12 protein-coding genes are annotated in these 17,406 nt (G+C 70.3%); all 12 read left to right on the forward strand.

All coding sequences use genetic code 11. The features are described 5' to 3' along the window. The first annotated feature begins 4 nt into the window (after positions 1-4). The 12 genes from ACGFZQ_RS05020 to ACGFZQ_RS05075 all read left to right on the forward strand — a co-directional run bounded on the left by ACGFZQ_RS05020 (position 5) and on the right by ACGFZQ_RS05075 (position 17,366). A complete protein-coding gene (locus ACGFZQ_RS05020) occupies positions 5-1,354 on the forward strand; it encodes an ABC transporter substrate-binding protein (RefSeq protein WP_393839189.1) in 1,350 nt (449 codons plus the stop codon). Positions 1,355-1,443: 89 nt separating this feature from the next. Beyond that, a complete protein-coding gene (locus ACGFZQ_RS05025; RefSeq protein ID WP_393839190.1) occupies positions 1,444-3,198 on the forward strand; it encodes a beta-galactosidase in 1,755 nt (584 codons plus the stop codon). A gap of 71 nt (positions 3,199-3,269) precedes the next feature. Then, a complete protein-coding gene (locus ACGFZQ_RS05030; RefSeq protein ID WP_393839191.1) occupies positions 3,270-4,271 on the forward strand; it encodes an aldo/keto reductase in 1,002 nt (333 codons plus the stop codon). A 56-nt stretch (positions 4,272-4,327) separates the two neighbouring features. After that, complete coding sequence (locus ACGFZQ_RS05035) at positions 4,328-6,115, forward strand: acyltransferase (protein WP_393839192.1); 1,788 nt, start codon at positions 4,328-4,330, stop codon at positions 6,113-6,115. A gap of 1,319 nt (positions 6,116-7,434) precedes the next feature. Then, positions 7,435-8,424: a glycosyltransferase family 2 protein gene (locus tag ACGFZQ_RS05040; RefSeq protein WP_393839193.1), complete on the forward strand. Its 990-nt coding sequence runs from the start codon at positions 7,435-7,437 to the stop codon at positions 8,422-8,424. Beyond that, positions 8,421-9,824, forward strand: coding sequence for an NAD(P)/FAD-dependent oxidoreductase (locus tag ACGFZQ_RS05045; RefSeq protein ID WP_393839194.1), 1,404 nt, complete (start codon positions 8,421-8,423; stop codon positions 9,822-9,824). Before ACGFZQ_RS05040 ends, ACGFZQ_RS05045 begins: the two co-directional genes overlap by 4 nt. Positions 9,825-9,852: 28 nt before the next feature. Beyond that, positions 9,853-11,235, forward strand: a complete 1,383-nt coding sequence (locus ACGFZQ_RS05050) for an aspartate aminotransferase family protein (RefSeq protein ID WP_393839248.1) — start codon at positions 9,853-9,855, stop codon at positions 11,233-11,235. Further along, complete coding sequence (locus ACGFZQ_RS05055) at positions 11,232-11,624, forward strand: hypothetical protein (RefSeq protein WP_393839195.1); 393 nt, start codon at positions 11,232-11,234, stop codon at positions 11,622-11,624. Before ACGFZQ_RS05050 ends, ACGFZQ_RS05055 begins: the two co-directional genes overlap by 4 nt. After that, positions 11,621-13,087 carry a GMC family oxidoreductase N-terminal domain-containing protein gene (locus ACGFZQ_RS05060; protein WP_393839196.1) on the forward strand — a complete coding sequence of 489 codons (1,467 nt, stop codon included), beginning with the start codon at positions 11,621-11,623 and terminating at the stop codon, positions 13,085-13,087. Before ACGFZQ_RS05055 ends, ACGFZQ_RS05060 begins: the two co-directional genes overlap by 4 nt. Next, complete coding sequence (locus ACGFZQ_RS05065) at positions 13,084-14,283, forward strand: MFS transporter (protein WP_393839197.1); 1,200 nt, start codon at positions 13,084-13,086, stop codon at positions 14,281-14,283. Before ACGFZQ_RS05060 ends, ACGFZQ_RS05065 begins: the two co-directional genes overlap by 4 nt. A 34-nt stretch (positions 14,284-14,317) precedes the next feature. Next, on the forward strand, positions 14,318-16,072 hold the full coding sequence (locus ACGFZQ_RS05070) for a beta-galactosidase family protein (protein WP_393839198.1): 1,755 nt from the start codon (positions 14,318-14,320) through the stop codon (positions 16,070-16,072). A 229-nt stretch (positions 16,073-16,301) separates the two neighbouring features. Then, positions 16,302-17,366 carry a LacI family DNA-binding transcriptional regulator gene (locus tag ACGFZQ_RS05075; protein ID WP_393839199.1) on the forward strand — a complete coding sequence of 355 codons (1,065 nt, stop codon included), beginning with the start codon at positions 16,302-16,304 and terminating at the stop codon, positions 17,364-17,366. Positions 17,367-17,406 lie beyond the last annotated feature (40 nt).

Raw genomic sequence — 17,406 nt, forward strand, 5'->3', positions numbered from 1 at the left:
CCCCATGTCCCTTACACGCCCGTCCCGTAGACGATTCCTCCTCGCTGCCGCACCCGCCGCCGCGCTGGCTCTCACACTGACCGCCTGCTCCGGGGCCGCGGACTCGGACGGCGCGAGCGCTGCCTCGACCGCAGGCGCGCTCGACAAGCCGACCACGCTGACCTTCTGGACCTGGACGCCCAACCTCAAGCCGATCGTCGCCAAGTTCGAGGCGCTCCACCCCAAGATCAAGATCAACGTGGTCAACGCGGGTCAGGGACCCGCCGAGTACACGAAGCTCCAGACCGCCATCAAGGCCGGCACCGGCGGCCCCGACATCGCCCAGGTCGAGTACTTCGCGCTGCCGGAAATGGCCCTGTCCAAGGACCTGGTGAACCTCAACGACTACAAGATCCAGTCGCTCAAGGACAAGTTCACCGCCTCCGCCTGGTCCCAGGTCTCCACCAACGGCGGGGTCTACGGCGTCCCCCAGGACACCGGCCCGCTGACCATGTTCTACCGCACCGACGTCTTCAAGAAGCTCGGCCTGCAGCCGCCCAAGACCTGGAAGGAGTTCGCCGCCGCCGCGGCCAAGATCCACGCGGCGGACCCCACCCACTACATCACCGCCGTGGACCCGAGCGACGCCGGCGTTGTCGACAGCCTCATCTGGCAGGCCGGCGGCAAGCCCTTCCAGACCACGGGATCCACCAAGGTCTCGGTCAACCTCAAGGACGCCGGCGCGACCAAGGTCAGCACCCTGTGGACCTCCCTGCTGTCGAAGAAGCTCGCCGACCCCACCGCCATCTGGACCAACGAGTGGTGGCAGGGCATGGCCAGCGGCAAGTACGCCACGTGGATCGCCGGCGCCTGGGCACCGGGCAGCATCGCCGCCACCATCCCGCAGACCTCCGGGAAGTGGGCCGCCGCCCCGGTCCCGCAGTGGACGGCCGGCGACAAGGCCTCCTCCGAGAACGGCGGCTCCTCCAACGCCGTACCGGTGACCAGCAAGAACAAGGCCGCAGCGGTGGCCTTCGCCACCTGGCTCAACTCCGACCCGACCGCGACCAAGGCGCTGGCCGACGGCGGACTCTTCCCGGCCACCTCGGCGCTGCTCAAGGATCCCGCCTTCCTCGACAAGAAGATCGCCGTGCTCGGTGACCAGCAGGCCAATCAGGTCTACGCCGCCTCGTCCGCCCAGGTCACCCCCGGCTGGCAGTACCTGCCCTTCCAGGTCTACGCCAACTCGGTGTTCAAGGACACCACCGGGCAGGCCATCAGCGGGAGAACCGACCTGTCCGCCGGTCTGACGGCCTGGCAGAAGCGGATCACCGACTACGGGAACCAGCAGGGCTTCACCGTTTCCGGGGGCTGACCACCGCTGGACCTCCTCCACCGGGGCGGGGCGCCATCACACCGTGGTCGCCCCGCCCCATCCTCCGCGTCACAAGGAGCAGCCCAGTCGTGCCCGTGCTTGAGATCGTCGACGAGGGGTTCCTTCTCGACGCGCAGCCGTTCCAGATCATCTCCGGAGGTCTGCACTACTTCCGTGTCCATCCCGAGCAGTGGGCCGACCGGCTGCACAAGGCCCGACTGATGGGCCTCAACACCGTGGAGACGTACGTCCCCTGGAACCTGCACGAGCGCCGGCCGGGCGAGTTCCGCATGGACGGCGCCCTCGACCTGCCACGTTTTATCGAGCTGGCCGCCGTCGAGGGCCTGCACGTTGTGCTGCGTCCCGGCCCGTACATCTGCGCCGAGTGGGAGGGCGGCGGTCTGCCGTCCTGGCTGCTGGCCGAGCCGGGTATCGTCCTGCGCAGCACCGACCAGCGCTACCTCGCCGCGGTGGACCGCTACTTCGCGGCACTGCTCCCGCTCCTGCTGCCCTACCTGGGCACCCGTGGCGGCCCGGTGATCGCCGTACAGATCGAGAACGAGTACGGTGCCTACGGTGACGACGTCGCCTACCTGCGCCACCTCGCCGACCTGCTGCGCCAGTACGGCGTCGACGTACCGCTGTTCACCTCCGACCAGCCCGTCGACCTGGCACGCGGCGGGCTGGACGGGGTGCTGCGAACGGCGAACTTCGGCAGCCGGGCCACGGCGAACCTCGCCGAGCTGCGCCGCCACCAGCACACCGGCCCACTGATGTGCACCGAGTTCTGGAACGGCTGGTTCGATCACTGGGGCGGGGTGCACGCCGCGCGCAGCGCCGGGGACGCCGCCGCGACAATGGACGAGATGCTGGCCGCCGGAGCCTCGGTGAACTTCTACATGTTCCACGGCGGCACCAACTTCGGCTTCGCCAACGGCGCCAACGACAAGGGCGACTACCGGCCCACCGTCACCTCCTACGACTACGACGCCCCGCTCGACGAGGCAGGCGACCCCAGTCCCAAGTACGCCGCCTTCCGGGAGGTCATCGCCAAGTACGCCCCGGTGCCCAACGAGAAGGTGCCCGACCCGGTGCCCAAGCTCGCCGTCCTCGGGGTCGAACTCACCCACGGCGCCGCCTTGTTCGACAACCTGCCGGTCCTGGGCGGCGATCGGGCAGTGAGCGCAGAGCAGCCGCTGGCCATGGAGCAGTTGGGCCAGGACTTCGGGTTCGTCCATTACCGCACCAGCCTGCCCTCCGCCGGCCCCGCGCTGCTGACCGTCGGTGACGTCCGCGACCGGGCCCAGGTGTTCCTGGACGGGCAACCTGTCGGCGTTCTGGAACGCGAGAACCACGAGCACGCCCTGGCCTTCGCCGTACCCCGAGCGGGGGCAGTGCTCTCCGTACTGGTCGAGAACCAGGGCCGGGTCAACTACGGCCAGGGCATCCACGACCGCAAGGGACTGCTCGGCCCGGTCGCTCTGAACGGCGTCGAACTCACCGGCTGGCAGTGCACTCCGCTGGGACTCGACACCCTCGACGGCCTGGCCTTCGCTCCGACATGCACACCGCACCTCGGCCCGGCCTTCCACCTCGGCCACTTCGACATCGAGCAGCCCGCCGACACCTTCCTGTCCCTGACGGGCTGGACCAAGGGCAACGCCTGGATCAACGGCTTCTCCCTCGGCCGGTACTGGTCGCGCGGCCCGCAGCACACCCTTTACGTCCCCGGGCCCGTGCTGCGCCCCGGCCGCAACGAGATCACCGTCCTCGAACTCCACGCCACCATCACGCACACCGTCGACCTTCGCGACACCCCCGACCTCGGACCCACCGAGGAGTAGCGGGGCCCCCGGCTCCCGTCACGTTCTTCGCCACCACTCCCTTTGCCACCACTCCGAAAGGACCTCCCGCAATGGCCCACCAGGCCGCCGACGACCGCTACACCTCGATGACCTACCGGCGCGCCGGACACAGCGGCGTGCTCCTGCCCGCCGTCTCGCTGGGCTTGTGGCACAACTTCGGCGACAGCGCCCCGCTGGAGAACCAGCGGGCGGTGCTGCGCCGGGCCTTCGACCGCGGGGTGACCCACATCGACCTCGCCAACAACTACGGCCCGCCCTACGGCTCCGCCGAGGCGAACTTCGGCACGCTCTACGCACAGGACTTCCGCCCGTACCGGGACGAGCTGTTCATCGCCACCAAGGCCGGCTACGACATGTGGCCCGGACCCTACGGCGACGGCGGCTCGCGCAAGTACCTTCTGTCCAGCCTGGACCAGTCGCTGCGCCGTACCGGCCTGGACCACGTGGACGTGTTCTACTCGCACCGCTTCGACCCGGACACACCCCTGGAAGAGACCATGGGCGCCCTCGACACCGCCGTCCGCCAGGGCAAGGCCCTGTACGCGGGCATCTCCAACTACTCACCGGAACAGCACCGCCGCGCCGTGGAGATCCTGGGCGGCCTCGGCACCCCACTGCTCCTGCACCAGGCCGCGTACTCCATGCTCGACCGCACCGTCGAGCCCGGCGTACTGGACGCCGTCGGTGACTCCGGAAGCAGCCTCATCGCGTTCTCCCCGCTGGCCCAGGGCCTGCTGACGAACCGCTACCTCAAGGGGATTCCGGCCGGCTCACGGATGGCGGTGGGGCACTTCCTCAAGAGCGACGCCCTCACCGAGGAGAAGCTCGCCCTCATCCGCGCCCTCGCCAAGGTGGCGGAACAGCGCGGGCAGACGCTCGCGCAGCTCGCCCTCGCCTGGATCCTGCGCGACCCACGTGTCGTCTCGGTCATCATCGGCGCCAGCAGCGTCGCCCAACTCGACCAGAACCTCGCAGCGTTGGACGCCGCACCCCTGAACGCCGACGAGCTGACCGAGATCGACCGACTCCTCGCGACCACAGGCACCCACTGACGCGGTGCGCGCGGACGGCCATAATCGCGCTCAACTACCCCGTGGAGGAGCACCTGATGAGCCAAGAGGGCGGAACCCGTCCAGCGCCCGCCCCGGAGCCGACCATCCATGAGCCGGTCGACGAGCCCACTCAGGACGACGGGCTGTTCGAGCACTGCCCCTGGCTCTTCGGCGAAGGCGCCTCGGACACGCAGCGCGCCGAACAGCGGCTGTGGCAACAGAAGTTGCTCGCCACCGGGACCGTGACTTTCGGCGAGCGGTGCTACGTCGCGAAGTCGGCCGCCGTGTACCCGGACCGCCTGCACCTGGGCGACGACTCCTACATCGGCGCCCACGCGTACGTCACCGGCGACATCACGGTCGGCGCCGACTGCTCGCTGAACCCCTTCACAACCGTCCGCGGCACCGTGACACTCGGCGACGGCGTCCGCATCGGCGCCCACACCTCCCTGCTGGGCTTCAACCACACCGCCGAGCCCGACCGCCCGGTCCACCAGCAGCCCGTCACCAGCCGCGGGATCAGCGTCGGCGATGACGTGTGGATCGGCTCTCATGTCGTCGTCCTCGACGGGGTGAGCATCGGCGACCACTGCGTCATCGGCGCCGGAGCGGTGGTCACCAAGTCCGTCCCCGCCTGGACGGTAGCGGCCGGTAATCCCGCGCGACCGATCCGCGACCGCTGGACGACCACCCGCCCGGCCGCCGCCGGCACCTCTCATGAGCAACTCGCGGAGCAGCTCGCCGAGTTCGGTCGTACGGCCACCGACCACGCGGCCGGCCTCATCGCCCGCTGCTGGGCCCCAGACGCTCCGGGCGGCGGGCAGTACGTCGACCACCCAGGAGCGGCACCCACCGTGCGGGCTCACTGCGACGCGGTGGAGATCGCGGACCTGCTGCTCGGGGACGTCCCCGAGCAGGGCACGGCCGCCTTCCATATCGAGCGGTTGCGCGCAGCCCAGGACCCGCTCACCGGCCTGGTGCCCGAGACCGACCCGGCGACCGGACTGCCGCGCCCGCTCCCGCCCCCGGCTGCGGACGGGTTCGTCGACCACGGAGCGGCGCAGTACCACGTGCTGTCCGTCGGCTACGCGTTGGACCTGCTCGGCAGTTCCTTCACTCATCCGATCGGCATGGCCCGCACCATGACGGCAGACCGACTCGTCCACCGCCTCGACGCTCTGCCCTGGCAGGACCGGGCCTGGCACGCGGGCAGCTGGATCGACTCCTGGGCCACCGCCGCCCACTGGAACCTGCGCCGGGACGACGAACCGCCCGCTTCCGGCGCACGGGAGGCACTCTTCGGCTGGCTGCTCACCCGCGTCGACCCCTGCACCGGCCTGTGGGGTGCCGACTCACCGAGCACCGGGCGACTCCAGCAGGTGAACGGCTACTACCGGCTCACCCGCGGAACCTTCGCCCAGTTCGGCCTGCCCGTCCCGCATCCAGAACGGGTCATCGACACCGTCCTGAACCACAGCCGCGACCCCCGCCATTTCACTCCAGGACGCGAGAACGCCTGCAACATCCTCGACGTCGCCCACCCCCTGTGGCTCTGCGCCCGCCAGACCAGCCACCGCAACGCGGAGCTCCGGCTCTGGGCGGCCGGGCAACTCGCCGAAGCCCTGCCCCGCTGGCACCCGGGGCAGGGCTTCGGATTCGGGCCCCCGGCCGACGGCGGCGGCCCCGGCCGCGAGCCGGGCCTGCAGGGCACCGAGATGTGGCTTGCCATCGTGTGGACCCTCGCCGACCTCATCGGCCTGTCCGACCTGCTCGGCTACCGGCCCCGCGGCGTCCACCGTCCCGAACCGGCGGTAGCCCTGGCCACTGGAGGCCGAAGGATCTGAACCTGCAACCCACACTCGGCGTCATCGTCCCGTTCTTCCACGTCGCCCTGTACTTCGACTCCTGCCTGGGCTCCCTCGCAACTCAGCCCCTGGACGGCATGGAGAGATGACGTCCCTTGTGATGGTGTAGGCGATCAATCGTCCGTAGCATTCGGGGTGTTGGAGAGAGCGCGGGTGGTGTGGTCGGCGTGTTCATCGGCGTAGATGGCGGTCATGCTGCCCTCGGAGAGGTAGCGGGGGTCAAGCGCGTCACGAGGCCGCCGCCCGCACCGGCCAGGGCCGCAAGAGCTGAATCACACCACCCCAGTTACGCCGTTGGCTGGGTAGACGTAGCTCACGGGCAGACACGGCGGTACGGGGCGTGCGTGACGTACCTCTTCCACTGGCCCTAGGCGAGCGTGCCGCCCCCGACCCGCGCGCACACGCGGTCGGCGGCCCGGGCCGTGTCGACGACGTATCGCTGGAGAGGAACATGCGCGCTGGTCGCGTACAGCGTGCGGCTGTCGGCGCTGAAGGCCAGGGAGTCGATCGCCTCGCCGGGTCAGTGGGCCGCCGAGGGGTGCAGGGCGGGACCACACCGACGACGACCTGGTCATCGCCCTGCACCTGGCCCCGCGGCTTCCTCGCTCAGATCGATCCTCGCATCATCCAGAACCTGCCGGAGCGGGACGGGCAGCACTTGGGTCTTCTGGGAGCCGGCGAGACCGAACATCTCCGCAAGGCCCTGCGTGCTGAGGCCTGAACCCATCGAGGCAGACCGGGACGCCAGCGCCCGGCTGCGGTCTCCATGATGGGGACCGAAGTCCCGGGGGACCGGCCGCCAGTCGTGCCGTCGGTGCTGCTCCGCCACCTCGTGACCGTGCCCGTTTGCTCCGGGATCAGCGGCTTCGCGATCGCACATGTAAGTCGGCCAGCGCAAGACAGCCAACGCTCCTCTCCTCGTACGCGAACAGTGTCCTCCTCATCTGGCGGGACACGGTCACTGACACCGCCTTTGCGTAACTGCTCACTTGCCTGCCCGAGCAGTTGCATCCGTTTGGCCACCCAACCACTGATCTGCTTCGTAGACCGCCCCGACATGGCGATCCGCCTGCTCCAACCCCAACCAGCACGTACCAGCGGGTAGTCGAGAGAACTTCCCTCCTCGTCGATCTTGGAGCCCGATAGACCTTGACGTAAGAAATGTTACCGGTAACATTTCTCCTCGTCGGGGCACAGCACGTACCCGGGCCGTCACTGTTCGTGCCGGTTCGGCGGCCCCGTGATCCGCGTACCACCAGTCCATTTCTCCTACGTGTTCCATACGCGAAAGGTGTGCTGTGCCGCGGGAAAGACGCGTCTTCAACGACCGGCGACCGGTGCTCAGCGTCGTCGTCCCCTGCTACAACGAGGTGGAGGTGCTGGCTCGCACCCATGCCCGCCTCACCCAGGTTCTCGCAGGGCTCGCCGGATTCGAGTGCGAGCAGATCTATGTGGATGACGGCAGCGTCGACGGCACCTGGGAGGTCATCAACTCCTTTGCTGGGGCGTCTGGTTCGGTCCGGGCCGTCCGGCTCAGTCGGAACTTCGGGCATCAGGCCGCCTGTCTGGCCGGACTGCGCGAGTCCCTGGGCGACGCCGTCGTCGTCATCGACGCGGACCTGCAGGATCCGCCGGAGCTGATCCCGGAGCTCGCCGCGTTGTGGCGGGACGGCTGGTCCGTGGTGTCCGCGCGGCGTCGCAGTCGCGACGGCGAGACGCTGTTCAAGAAGGCCAGCGCCTACGCCTTCTACCGTCTGCTCAACGCCCTCTCCGATCACTCGCTCGCGCTCGACACCGGTGACTTCCGGCTCCTTGACCGGGAGTTGGTGGCGCTGCTGACCGGCGTACCGGACAAGAACCTGTATCTGCGCGGCGCCGTGAGCTGGTTCGGGCTGCCCGAGACCAGCGTGACGTACGACCGCGACCCACGGCAGGCGGGCGAGTCCAAGTACACCCTGCGCAAGATGCTCGCGCTGTCGCGGCGCGGCCTGCTGGCCGGTTCGGTGGCGCCGTTGCGTCTGTCCGCGTATCTGGGAACAGCCGTGCTGACAGGGGGAGTTGCCGCCGCCGCAGTCCAACGTGACGTGCGGCTGCTCGCCAGGCCCGGAGCCTTCGGTGCGCACGCGCTCGCGCTCGGCGTCGTCGGCGAGTACCTGCACGCGGTGTTCCGGCAGGTGCAGGGCCGGCCCGACTACGTGATCCAGGACCGGCTCGGTGGCGAGGACCGTCCCGGGGCCGCCTCTCCACCCCCTTCCAAGAAGCCTGTCAAGGAGCCTGTCGCACTGTGAGTACGGACACCAGCACGGACACCACCGCCCAGTCCGCCACTGACGCCGAGCCCGTGGACGCCGTTATTGTCGGCGCCGGATTCACCGGTCTGTCCGCCGCGCTCGAACTCGCCCTGCAGGGTCGCAGCGTGCGCGTCATCGAACGCGAGGAGAAGGCCGGCGGGCTCGCCGCGAGCTTCGACATCGGGGACGGCAAGCGCCTTGAGCGCTTCTACCACCACTGGTTCTCCTCCGACGAGGAGATGATCCGGCTGTGCGAGCGCCTCGGCATATCCCACCTCCTGGAGGCACACGAGACCCGCACCGGCATCTACTACGCCAACTCGGTCTACCGGCTCTCCGCCCCGCTGGACGTGTTGCGCTTCGCACCGCTGCCGCTACGCGACCGGATCCGCCTCGGACTGCTCGCGCTGCGCGCCCAACGGGTCAAGCACTGGAGGGAGTTGGAGTCCTTGACCGCACGGGAGTGGCTGGTCTCCCTGGGCGGCCGACGGGTGTACGACGTGGTGTGGCGGCCGCTCCTGGAAGGCAAGTTCGGCAAGCACGCCGACCAGGTCGGCGCCACCTGGATGTGGACCAAGCTGCACCTGCGCGGCGGCAGCCGCACCCGCTCCGGCAAGGAGACCCTCTACTACATCAAGGGCGGCAGCGAGGCGCTGCTGAGCGCACTCCAGCAGCGCCTGGAGTCCCTCGGTGTCGACATCCGAACCGGGATGCCGGTCGAAGCGGTGCACACCGACGGCGCCTCAGTGAGCGGAGTGACGGCCGCGGGTGTCTTCCATCCTGCCCCCCAGGTGCTGATCACCACCGCGCCGCGGCTCGCCGCCGGGCTCCTCGACGGCGCCGATCACCCTGCCATACCGGAGCTGCAGCGGCGTTGGTCGGCCGTCGACTATCTCGGCAACGTGTGCCTGGTCCTGGAGAACAACCGCCGGCTCTCCGACACGTACTGGCTCAACGTCAACGACCCCGGCTTCCCCTACGTCGGCGTCATCGAGCACACCAACCTCGACCGGCCCGAGCGCTACGACGGCAACCACGTCGTCTATCTCTCGAAGTATCTGCCGACCGACGCGGAGCTGTACCGGATGTCCGACGAGGAGGTCTTCGAGTACAGCCTGCCGCACATCCGGCGCATGTTCCCCGGCTTCGAGCGCAGCTGGGTGCAGCGCTACCACGTCTGGCGCGCCGAGCACGCCCAGCCCGTCATCACTCCGCACTACACCCGCACCATGCCCGAGGTGGAGTCCCGCGTCCAGGGCCTGTATCTGGCGGGCATGGCGCAGGTGTTCCCCGAAGACCGGGGCACCAACTACGCGGTGCGCGACGGCCGCAGGGCCGGACGCCTCATCGCCGACCGGCTGTCCGCCGCTGCCTCCGCCAGGAGTTCCCGTGTCTGACCTGATCACCCTGGACCAGGCCGAGGCGATGACCACCGAGCAGGTCCACGATCTGTACCGGCGCTACGTGAGTCGCAGCCAGGTCTCCCTCATCGGTTCGTTCGGCTTCGGCCGCGACCTGGTCGACCACGCCCAGGGCGCGTGGATCCATCTGCGCGACGGGCGCCGGATCCTCGACTTCACCGGCGGCGTCGGCGTCCTGAGCCACGGGCACAACCACCCGCGCATCCTCGAAGCGCGACGCCGCTTCCAGGAGTCGCGCCGCATGGAAGTGCACAAGAACTACTTCTCGCCGTACGTGGCCGCGCTCAGCCACAATCTTGCCCAGTTGCTGCCCGGCGATCTGAACATCAGCTACTTCCCCAACTCCGGTGCGGAGGCGGTGGAAGGCGCGGTCAAGCTCGCCTACAAGTACCACCGGGGCCGGCGCGGCACCGTCCTGCACACCGACATCGCCTTCCACGGCAAGCTCCTCGGCGCGGGCAGCCTCACCGCCTCGCCCGAGATCCACTTCCCCTACCCGCAGATCCCGGGCACGGACACGTTCGCGTACGACGACCTGCCCTCCTTCCTCCTCGCTCTGGAGCGGCACACCACCTCGGCGGGCGAGAGTGACGTGTACGCCGTCGTCATCGAGCCGTTCAGCGCTTCCAGCCTGCGCGAGTGCTCGCCGGAGTTCCTCCGCCAGGTGCGCCGCATCTGCACTGAGCGCGACATCGTGCTGATCTTCGACGAGGTGTACACGGGCTGGGGAAAGACCGGGGCGCTGTTCCACTTCATGCACCACCCCGGGCTCGTGCCCGACGTCGTGACGACCTCGAAGTCGTTCGGCGGCGGCAAGGCGTCCATCTCCGGCTACATCACCCGTGAGCCGATCTTCCGCGCCGCGTACGACAACCTGTCCGACGCCACGCTGCACAGCACCACGTACTACGGGTTCGGCGAGGAGACGGCGACCGCCCTGGAAGCCGTGGCGGTCGCCGTCGAGGAGGACTTCCCCGGCCGCGCCCGTGCCCTGGGCGAACGCCTCGAAAGGGGCCTCGCGGAGGTGGCTGCCCGCCATCCTCGTCTGGTGAAGCGGGTGGCGGGGCGCGGCGCGCTGCACGGTGTGTTCCTCACCCCGGGCCCGGACATCCCGGCCGCGCTGCGCGAGATGCTGCCCACATCGCTGGCCAAGGATCCGCAGGCCGTCTCCAAGCTGCTGACCGGAGCGGTGGTCGCCGCCCTCTACCGCGACCACGGCGTTCTCACCTTCTTCGGCTCCAACCGCCTCATCGCCCTGATCGTCTCGCCGCCGCTGGTCGCGCGGGACGACGAGGTGGACCTGTTCCTGAAGGCCCTTGACGAGGTGCTCGCGCAGGGAGCCGCGGGGCTCCTGGCCGGTCTGCTGCGGGAGAAGGTGACCGCGTGAATGCCGATGCACGCGTGAAAGCCGGCGAACGGGCTCTCTACGACAGCGGTCTGCCCACCTGCTGGGCCGGCGCCTATGCGGCACTGCGCGACTCCCGGGTCCTGGACCGGGCGGTGCACCACACCGCCGCGAGCCTGGACCGGATGCCCGCCGCCTATCGGTGGGGCACGGCTGCGGCCCTGCGGCTGTTTCCGGCCGCGTTTCGCGCGGTGACACAGGTGAGCCCCCATGCCGCCACTCCCGAGCAGTTGAGGCGTGGCCTGGCGCGGCTGCGCAGCTGGCCCGGCTACGGCGAACTGTTGCGGGCCACCACGGCGTTGGCCCTGTACGGGGCCCTGGACGGCACCGCTCCCCGGACGGTCACGCGGGTGCGGGAGGCCGTCCGATGAGTCGCGCCTCACACGCCGTCGACTGCGACGCCCTGGTCATCGGCTCCGGTGCGGGCGGCAGCGTCGCCGCGCTCGAACTCGCCCGCGCGGGGCGGTCGGTGACCGTCCTGGAGGAGGGCCCTCGAGTCACCACGCAGGAACTGGCGGCGGCCAGCCCGGCGGAGTCGATGCGGCGCCTGTACCGCAATGGAGGAGCGACCGCGGTCTTCGGGACGCCCACCATCGCGTATGGCGAGGCCCGCGCGGTGGGCGGCACCACGGTCGTCAACGGCGGGCTCCTGTGGGAGCCGTCGTCGTCGGTCCTGGACCGCTGGGCCGCCTGGTCCGGTTACGGGAGCTACCGCTCTCCCGCCGTCGGCGCCCGGTTCGCCGACGTCAAACAGCGCCTGGGCATGATCGTGCAGGAGCACGGTGAGGGCAATGAGGACTCCCGTCTGCTGGCGGGCGCCGCCGAGTCACTCGGCTGGCGCTGGCAGCATCCGCAGCGGGCGGTGCGCGGTTGCGAGCATCGCAACCAGTGCGCCACCGGCTGTCCCAGCGGCGCCAAGCAGAGTATGGCCGTCAGCTATCTGCCGCAGGCGGAAGCGCTCGGCGCGCACGTCCGTGACGGTGTACGCGTGCGGCGGATCGCCCACCGGCGCGGCGTGGTCCACGGCGTGGAGGCGACGGACACCGACGGACGGTTGATCCGCTACCGCCCCCGCACCGTCTTCCTCGCCGCGGGCCCCATCGGCACGCCCGTGCTGCTGCGCCGCAGCTCCATCCACCGGCGCACGGCCGGTCGCCGCCTCGCCCTCCACCTCAATCTCCGGACGATCGCCCGCTTCCCCCGAGTCGTCGACGCGGTGCGGGGCACCATGTTCACCGCCCAGGTCCAGGAGCACTCCGCGCTCGGCATGCTCGTCATGCCGTCCAATCTGACCCCGGGCGGACTCGGCGCCGCGCTCGCCGGGCGTGATCCGCGGCAGGTCTCTGAACTGCTGGACGCGCGGCCTTACTTGGGCATGTTCACCACCCAGGTGCGCATGCAGGGCGCCGCGGGCATCGCGGGGACGGTGGGCGGCGCACCGCTGCTGCGCCACGGCATGACCCGCGCCGACCATCACGCCCTGTGCCTCGCGTTCCGCAGAACCGCGCAACTGCTCTTCGCCGCCGGCGCGGTGCAACTGCTGCCGCCCACGTCGACGGCCGGGCCGCTGTGCAGCGAGGCCGACGTCGACGCGTACTGCGCCCAAGTGAAACCGTCCGACTGGGAGTTGGTGTCGGTACACGGCATGGCCAGCTGCCCCATGGCGCTGCCCGAGCGCGGCGGAGTGTGCGACGAGTCCGGCCGACCCCACGGCTTCAACAACCTGTACGTGTGCGATGCCAGCGTGCTGCCCGGCGCGCCCGGCATCAGCCCACAAGGAACGATCATGTCCTTCGCCCACGAGATCGTGGGCCGCCATCTGGAGTCCGTGTGAGCGAACAGACAACCGGCCTCCGGGCCGACGCACCCCGACAGACGGCGGACGCGCCGCTGTTCAGTACCGCCGCCGTGGTCGCGTCCTGCGTGGGCTTCGTCCTCATCGGCGCGCTCCAGGCCCTGTACGGCCCGGCGATCCCGGCCTTCCGCAAGGAGTTCGGGCTCTCACCATCAGGCGCGGGACTCGGCCTGAGCGCGCACTTCATCGGCGGCGTCGCCGGAGTGCTGCTCTTCGACCGGCTCTTCGGCCGCCTGGGCAACCGACAGATCCTCGCCACCTCGTACGTCCTGATGGCGCTCGGCGCCGCGGGCGTCGCCCTCGCTCCCAGCTGGCCTCTCGCGCTGGTCGCGGCGCTCCTCGCCGGGCTGGGCTTCGGCGGTATCGACTACGGCCTCAACCAGCTGTTCGCGGTCGGCTTCGGACACCGCTCGACCGCCATGCTGAACATCCTCAACGCGCACTTCGGGGTCGGTGCCATCCTCGGCCCGGCACTGATCGGCGTAGTGGGTTCCTCGCACTATCCCGCGGTGTTCCTGTGCTTCGCGCTGGCCAACCTGCCGCTGCTGCTCTGCCTGGGGGGCGTACGCGACCGCGGCCCGCAGCCGACCTCGGCGCCGCGGACGGCCGGCGAGTCCGGGGCCCTCGGCCGCAGCCTCGGTTCGGTGCTCGCGGTCTTCGTCACGCTCTACGTGCTGCACGTCGGCATCGAGGCGGGCGTCGGCGGCTGGGAGCCCACGCACTTGGAGACCGTCGGCTTCACGGCGGGGGTGGCCGCCACCGCCACCTCCGTGTACTGGCTGATGATGACCGTCGGCCGGTTCCTGGTCGCGCCCATCGCGCTGCGGTTCTCGGCCCAGGCCATCATCACGGTCTCCTGTGCGGGTATGACGGTGTGCCTGCTCCTCGCCACGGTGCCGGGCCTGGCCCCGTACGCGTACGCGGGCGTCGGCCTGTTCATCGCGCCGATCTTTCCGACCGGCCTGCCCTGGCTGAACAAGGCGGCTCCCCAGGCTCGCAGGGCCGGCGCCGTGGTGATCGCCGCGTCCATGGTCGGCGGCGTCGCCGCGGGTCCCGTGCTCGGCAAGGCCATCGAGTGGTCGGGGGTCCGCGCCGTTCCGCTCCTGCTGTGCTGCCTCTCGGCGCTGTGCCTGACCGCCACCCTCTGGCTGATCCGCACCACCCGCACCCGCTGACCACAACCTCCCACCGAAAGGGAACAACCCTCGCATGTCCACTCTGACGACGACGTCCGACGGCTTCCTGCTGCACGGCGAACCGTTCCGGATCATCTCCGGCGCGATGCACTACTTCCGCATTCACCCCGACCAGTGGGCCGACCGCCTTCGCAAGGCCCGCCTGATGGGCCTCAACACCATCGAGACGTACGTGCCGTGGGATCTCCACCAGCCCGACCCCGACCGCTTCGTTCTCGACGGCATCCTCGACCTGCCCCGCTATCTGCGCCTGGCGCAGGCCGAGGGCCTGTACGTCCTCCTGCGGCCGGGCCCCTACATCTGCGCCGAGTGGGACGGCGGTGGCCTGCCGTCCTGGCTCACCGCCGATCCCGGCATCCAACTGCGCACCAGCGACCCGAAGTTCACCGACCCCGTCGACCGCTACCTGGACCTCCTGCTGCCCCCGCTGCTGCCGCACATGGCCGCGTCCGGCGGTCCCGTCATCGCCGTACAGGTGGAGAACGAGTACGGGGCCTTCGGCGACGACACTGACTACTTGCGGCACCTGGAGCACGCCCTGCGCTCGCGCGGCGTCGAGGAGCTGCTGTTCACCTGCGACCAGGCCAACCCCGAGCACCTGGCCGCGGGCAGCCTGCCCGACGTGCTGGCCACCGGCACGTTCGGCGGTAAGGTCACCGACGCACTGGCCCAACTGCGCGCCCACCGGCCCGAAGGCCCCTTGATGTGCTCGGAGTTCTGGATCGGCTGGTTCGACCACTGGGGTGAGCCACACCACGTGCGCGACGCCGCCGACGCCGCGGCCGACCTCGACCGGCTGCTGACCGCCGGCGCCTCGGTGAACATCTACATGTTCCACGGCGGCACCAACTTCGGCTTCACCAACGGCGCCAACCACGACCACGCCTACGCCCCGACCATCACCTCCTACGACTACGACGCCCCGCTCACCGAGAGCGGCGACCCCGGCCCGAAGTACCACGCCTTCCGCGAGGTCATCGCCCGCCACGCATCCGTGCCCGACGAACCCATCCCCTCGCCGAGCGGCAAACTCCCCACCGCCACCATTGAGTTGGACCGGCACGCTGCGCTGCTGCCGCACGCCAGCACGCTGGCTGAACCCGTGCACGCCGAGAACCCGCCGACGATGGAGGAGCTGGGGCTGCGTTCCGGGTACGTGCTGTACCGCACCACCCTGCCCGCCGCGGGCGACGGCCTGCTGCACTTCGCGGGGGGCGTCGGCGACCGCGCCCAGGTCTTCGTCGACGGCGCCCCGGCCGGCGTACTGGAGCGAGAACGCCACGACGAGGCCCTGCCCGTGCGCGTCCCCCGCTCCGGCGCGACGCTGGACGTGCTGGTGGAGAACATGGGCGGCGTCAACTACGGCTCTCGCATCGGCTCTCCCAAGGGCCTGCTCGGCCCGGTCACCCTCAACTCCGCCTCCCTGCACGGCTGGGACTGCCACCCGCTGGCCCTGGACGACCTGAGCCGGCTGCCCTTCACCCCCGAGTACGCCATCGGCCCCGCCTTCCACCACGGCACCTTCGACGTACGCACCCCTGCCGACACCTTCCTGGCCCTGCCCGGCTGGACCAAGGGCCAGGCCTGGGTCAACGGCTTCCACCTCGGCCGCTACTGGAACCGCGGCCCGCAGCACACCCTGTACGTCCCCGCCCCCCTCCTGCGCCCCGGCAGCAACGACCTCGTCCTGCTGGAACTGCACGCCACCACCAGCAACCATGCCCGCCTCACCCAGACCCCCGACCTCGGACCGGTGAAGACCCACTGATGCCCAACCACCGCCCGCGCCTTCGCTCCCGGTGGCCGCCCCTGATCCCCGGTCTCCGGCGCCGGGAAGCCGCGCTCCGGCACGTCGAATCGACGGCTGGGCGCACCAGGAGGGTCCGACCGGACTGAACCCCGCCCCACGGCAGAGCCCCTGACCCGCCCGGCCTATCCTGGCTGCCGGCCGGGCGGGCCAAGGACCGCCGTGCGACAGAACCAAAGGAACCCTCGCCATGCCCCGAAGCACCGCCGACGGCCCAGCCCCCAAAGGGCGCAGCCGCCGCAGCTTCGCGGGCACCCGCCCCGTGATGGACGACGTGGCACAGCTGGCCGGGGTCTCCAAGCAGACAGTCTCCCGCGTCCTCAACGACCACCCGGCCGTCCGCCCCGAGACTCGCGAGGCAGTCCAGAACGCCATGCGCAGCCTCGGCTACCTCCCCAGCCGCAGCGCCCGATCCCTGGCCAGCGGCAAGACCCGCCTGCTCGGCGTGATCTCCTTCGACGCAGCCCGCTACGGGCCCGCCTCGGCTCTCACCGCCATCAACGCCGCGGCGCAGGAGGCCGGTTACCTGGTCAGTTCCATCGCCGTCGACACCGCCGACCGCGACACCGTGGTCCACGCAGCCGCCCGGCTGACGGCCGAGGGCGCCGACGGCGTGATCGCCATCACGGCCCAGAAGCACATGGGCAAGGCCCTCGCACAGGCCCGCCTCGACACCCCCCTGGTGGTCCTGGAGAACGACCTCGAAGACGGCACACCCCTGGTCACCGCGGACTCCCGCACCGGAGCACGCAAGGCCGTCGAACACCTCCTGAGCCTCGGCCACGCCACCGTCCACCACATCGCCGGCCCCACCGGCTGGACCTCCGCCGACCGCCGAGCGGACAGCTGGCGCGCCACACTGAAGGCGGCCGGAGCCGAGGTCCCCGCCCCCCTCATCGGCGACTGGAGCGCCGACTCCGGGTACGACCTCGGCCGTCGCCTCGCCGAACACCCCGGCGTCACCGCCGTGTTCGCCTCCAACGACCAGATGGCGCTAGGCGTCCTGCGCGCCTTCCACGAGGCGGGACGGCCCGTGCCCGACGAGGTCAGCGTCGTCGGCTACGACGACATCCCCGAGGCCGCCCACCTGCTCCCCCCGCTGACCACGGTTCGCACCGACTTCACCGAGATCGGCACCCGCGCACTGCGCCTGCTCCTGGACCGGATCGACGGCGCGCCCGTACCCGAGACCGAGACGGTCATCCCCGTCGAACTCATCATCCGCCGCAGCACCGGGCCGGCGCCGAGGAACTGAAGCCACGTGCGCGGTGCATACCGGGTGACCATGCCGCGCC

It is taken from the genome of Streptomyces sp. NPDC048254, from assembly GCF_043201895.1.
Classification (GTDB): Bacteria; Actinomycetota; Actinomycetes; order Streptomycetales; family Streptomycetaceae; genus Streptomyces.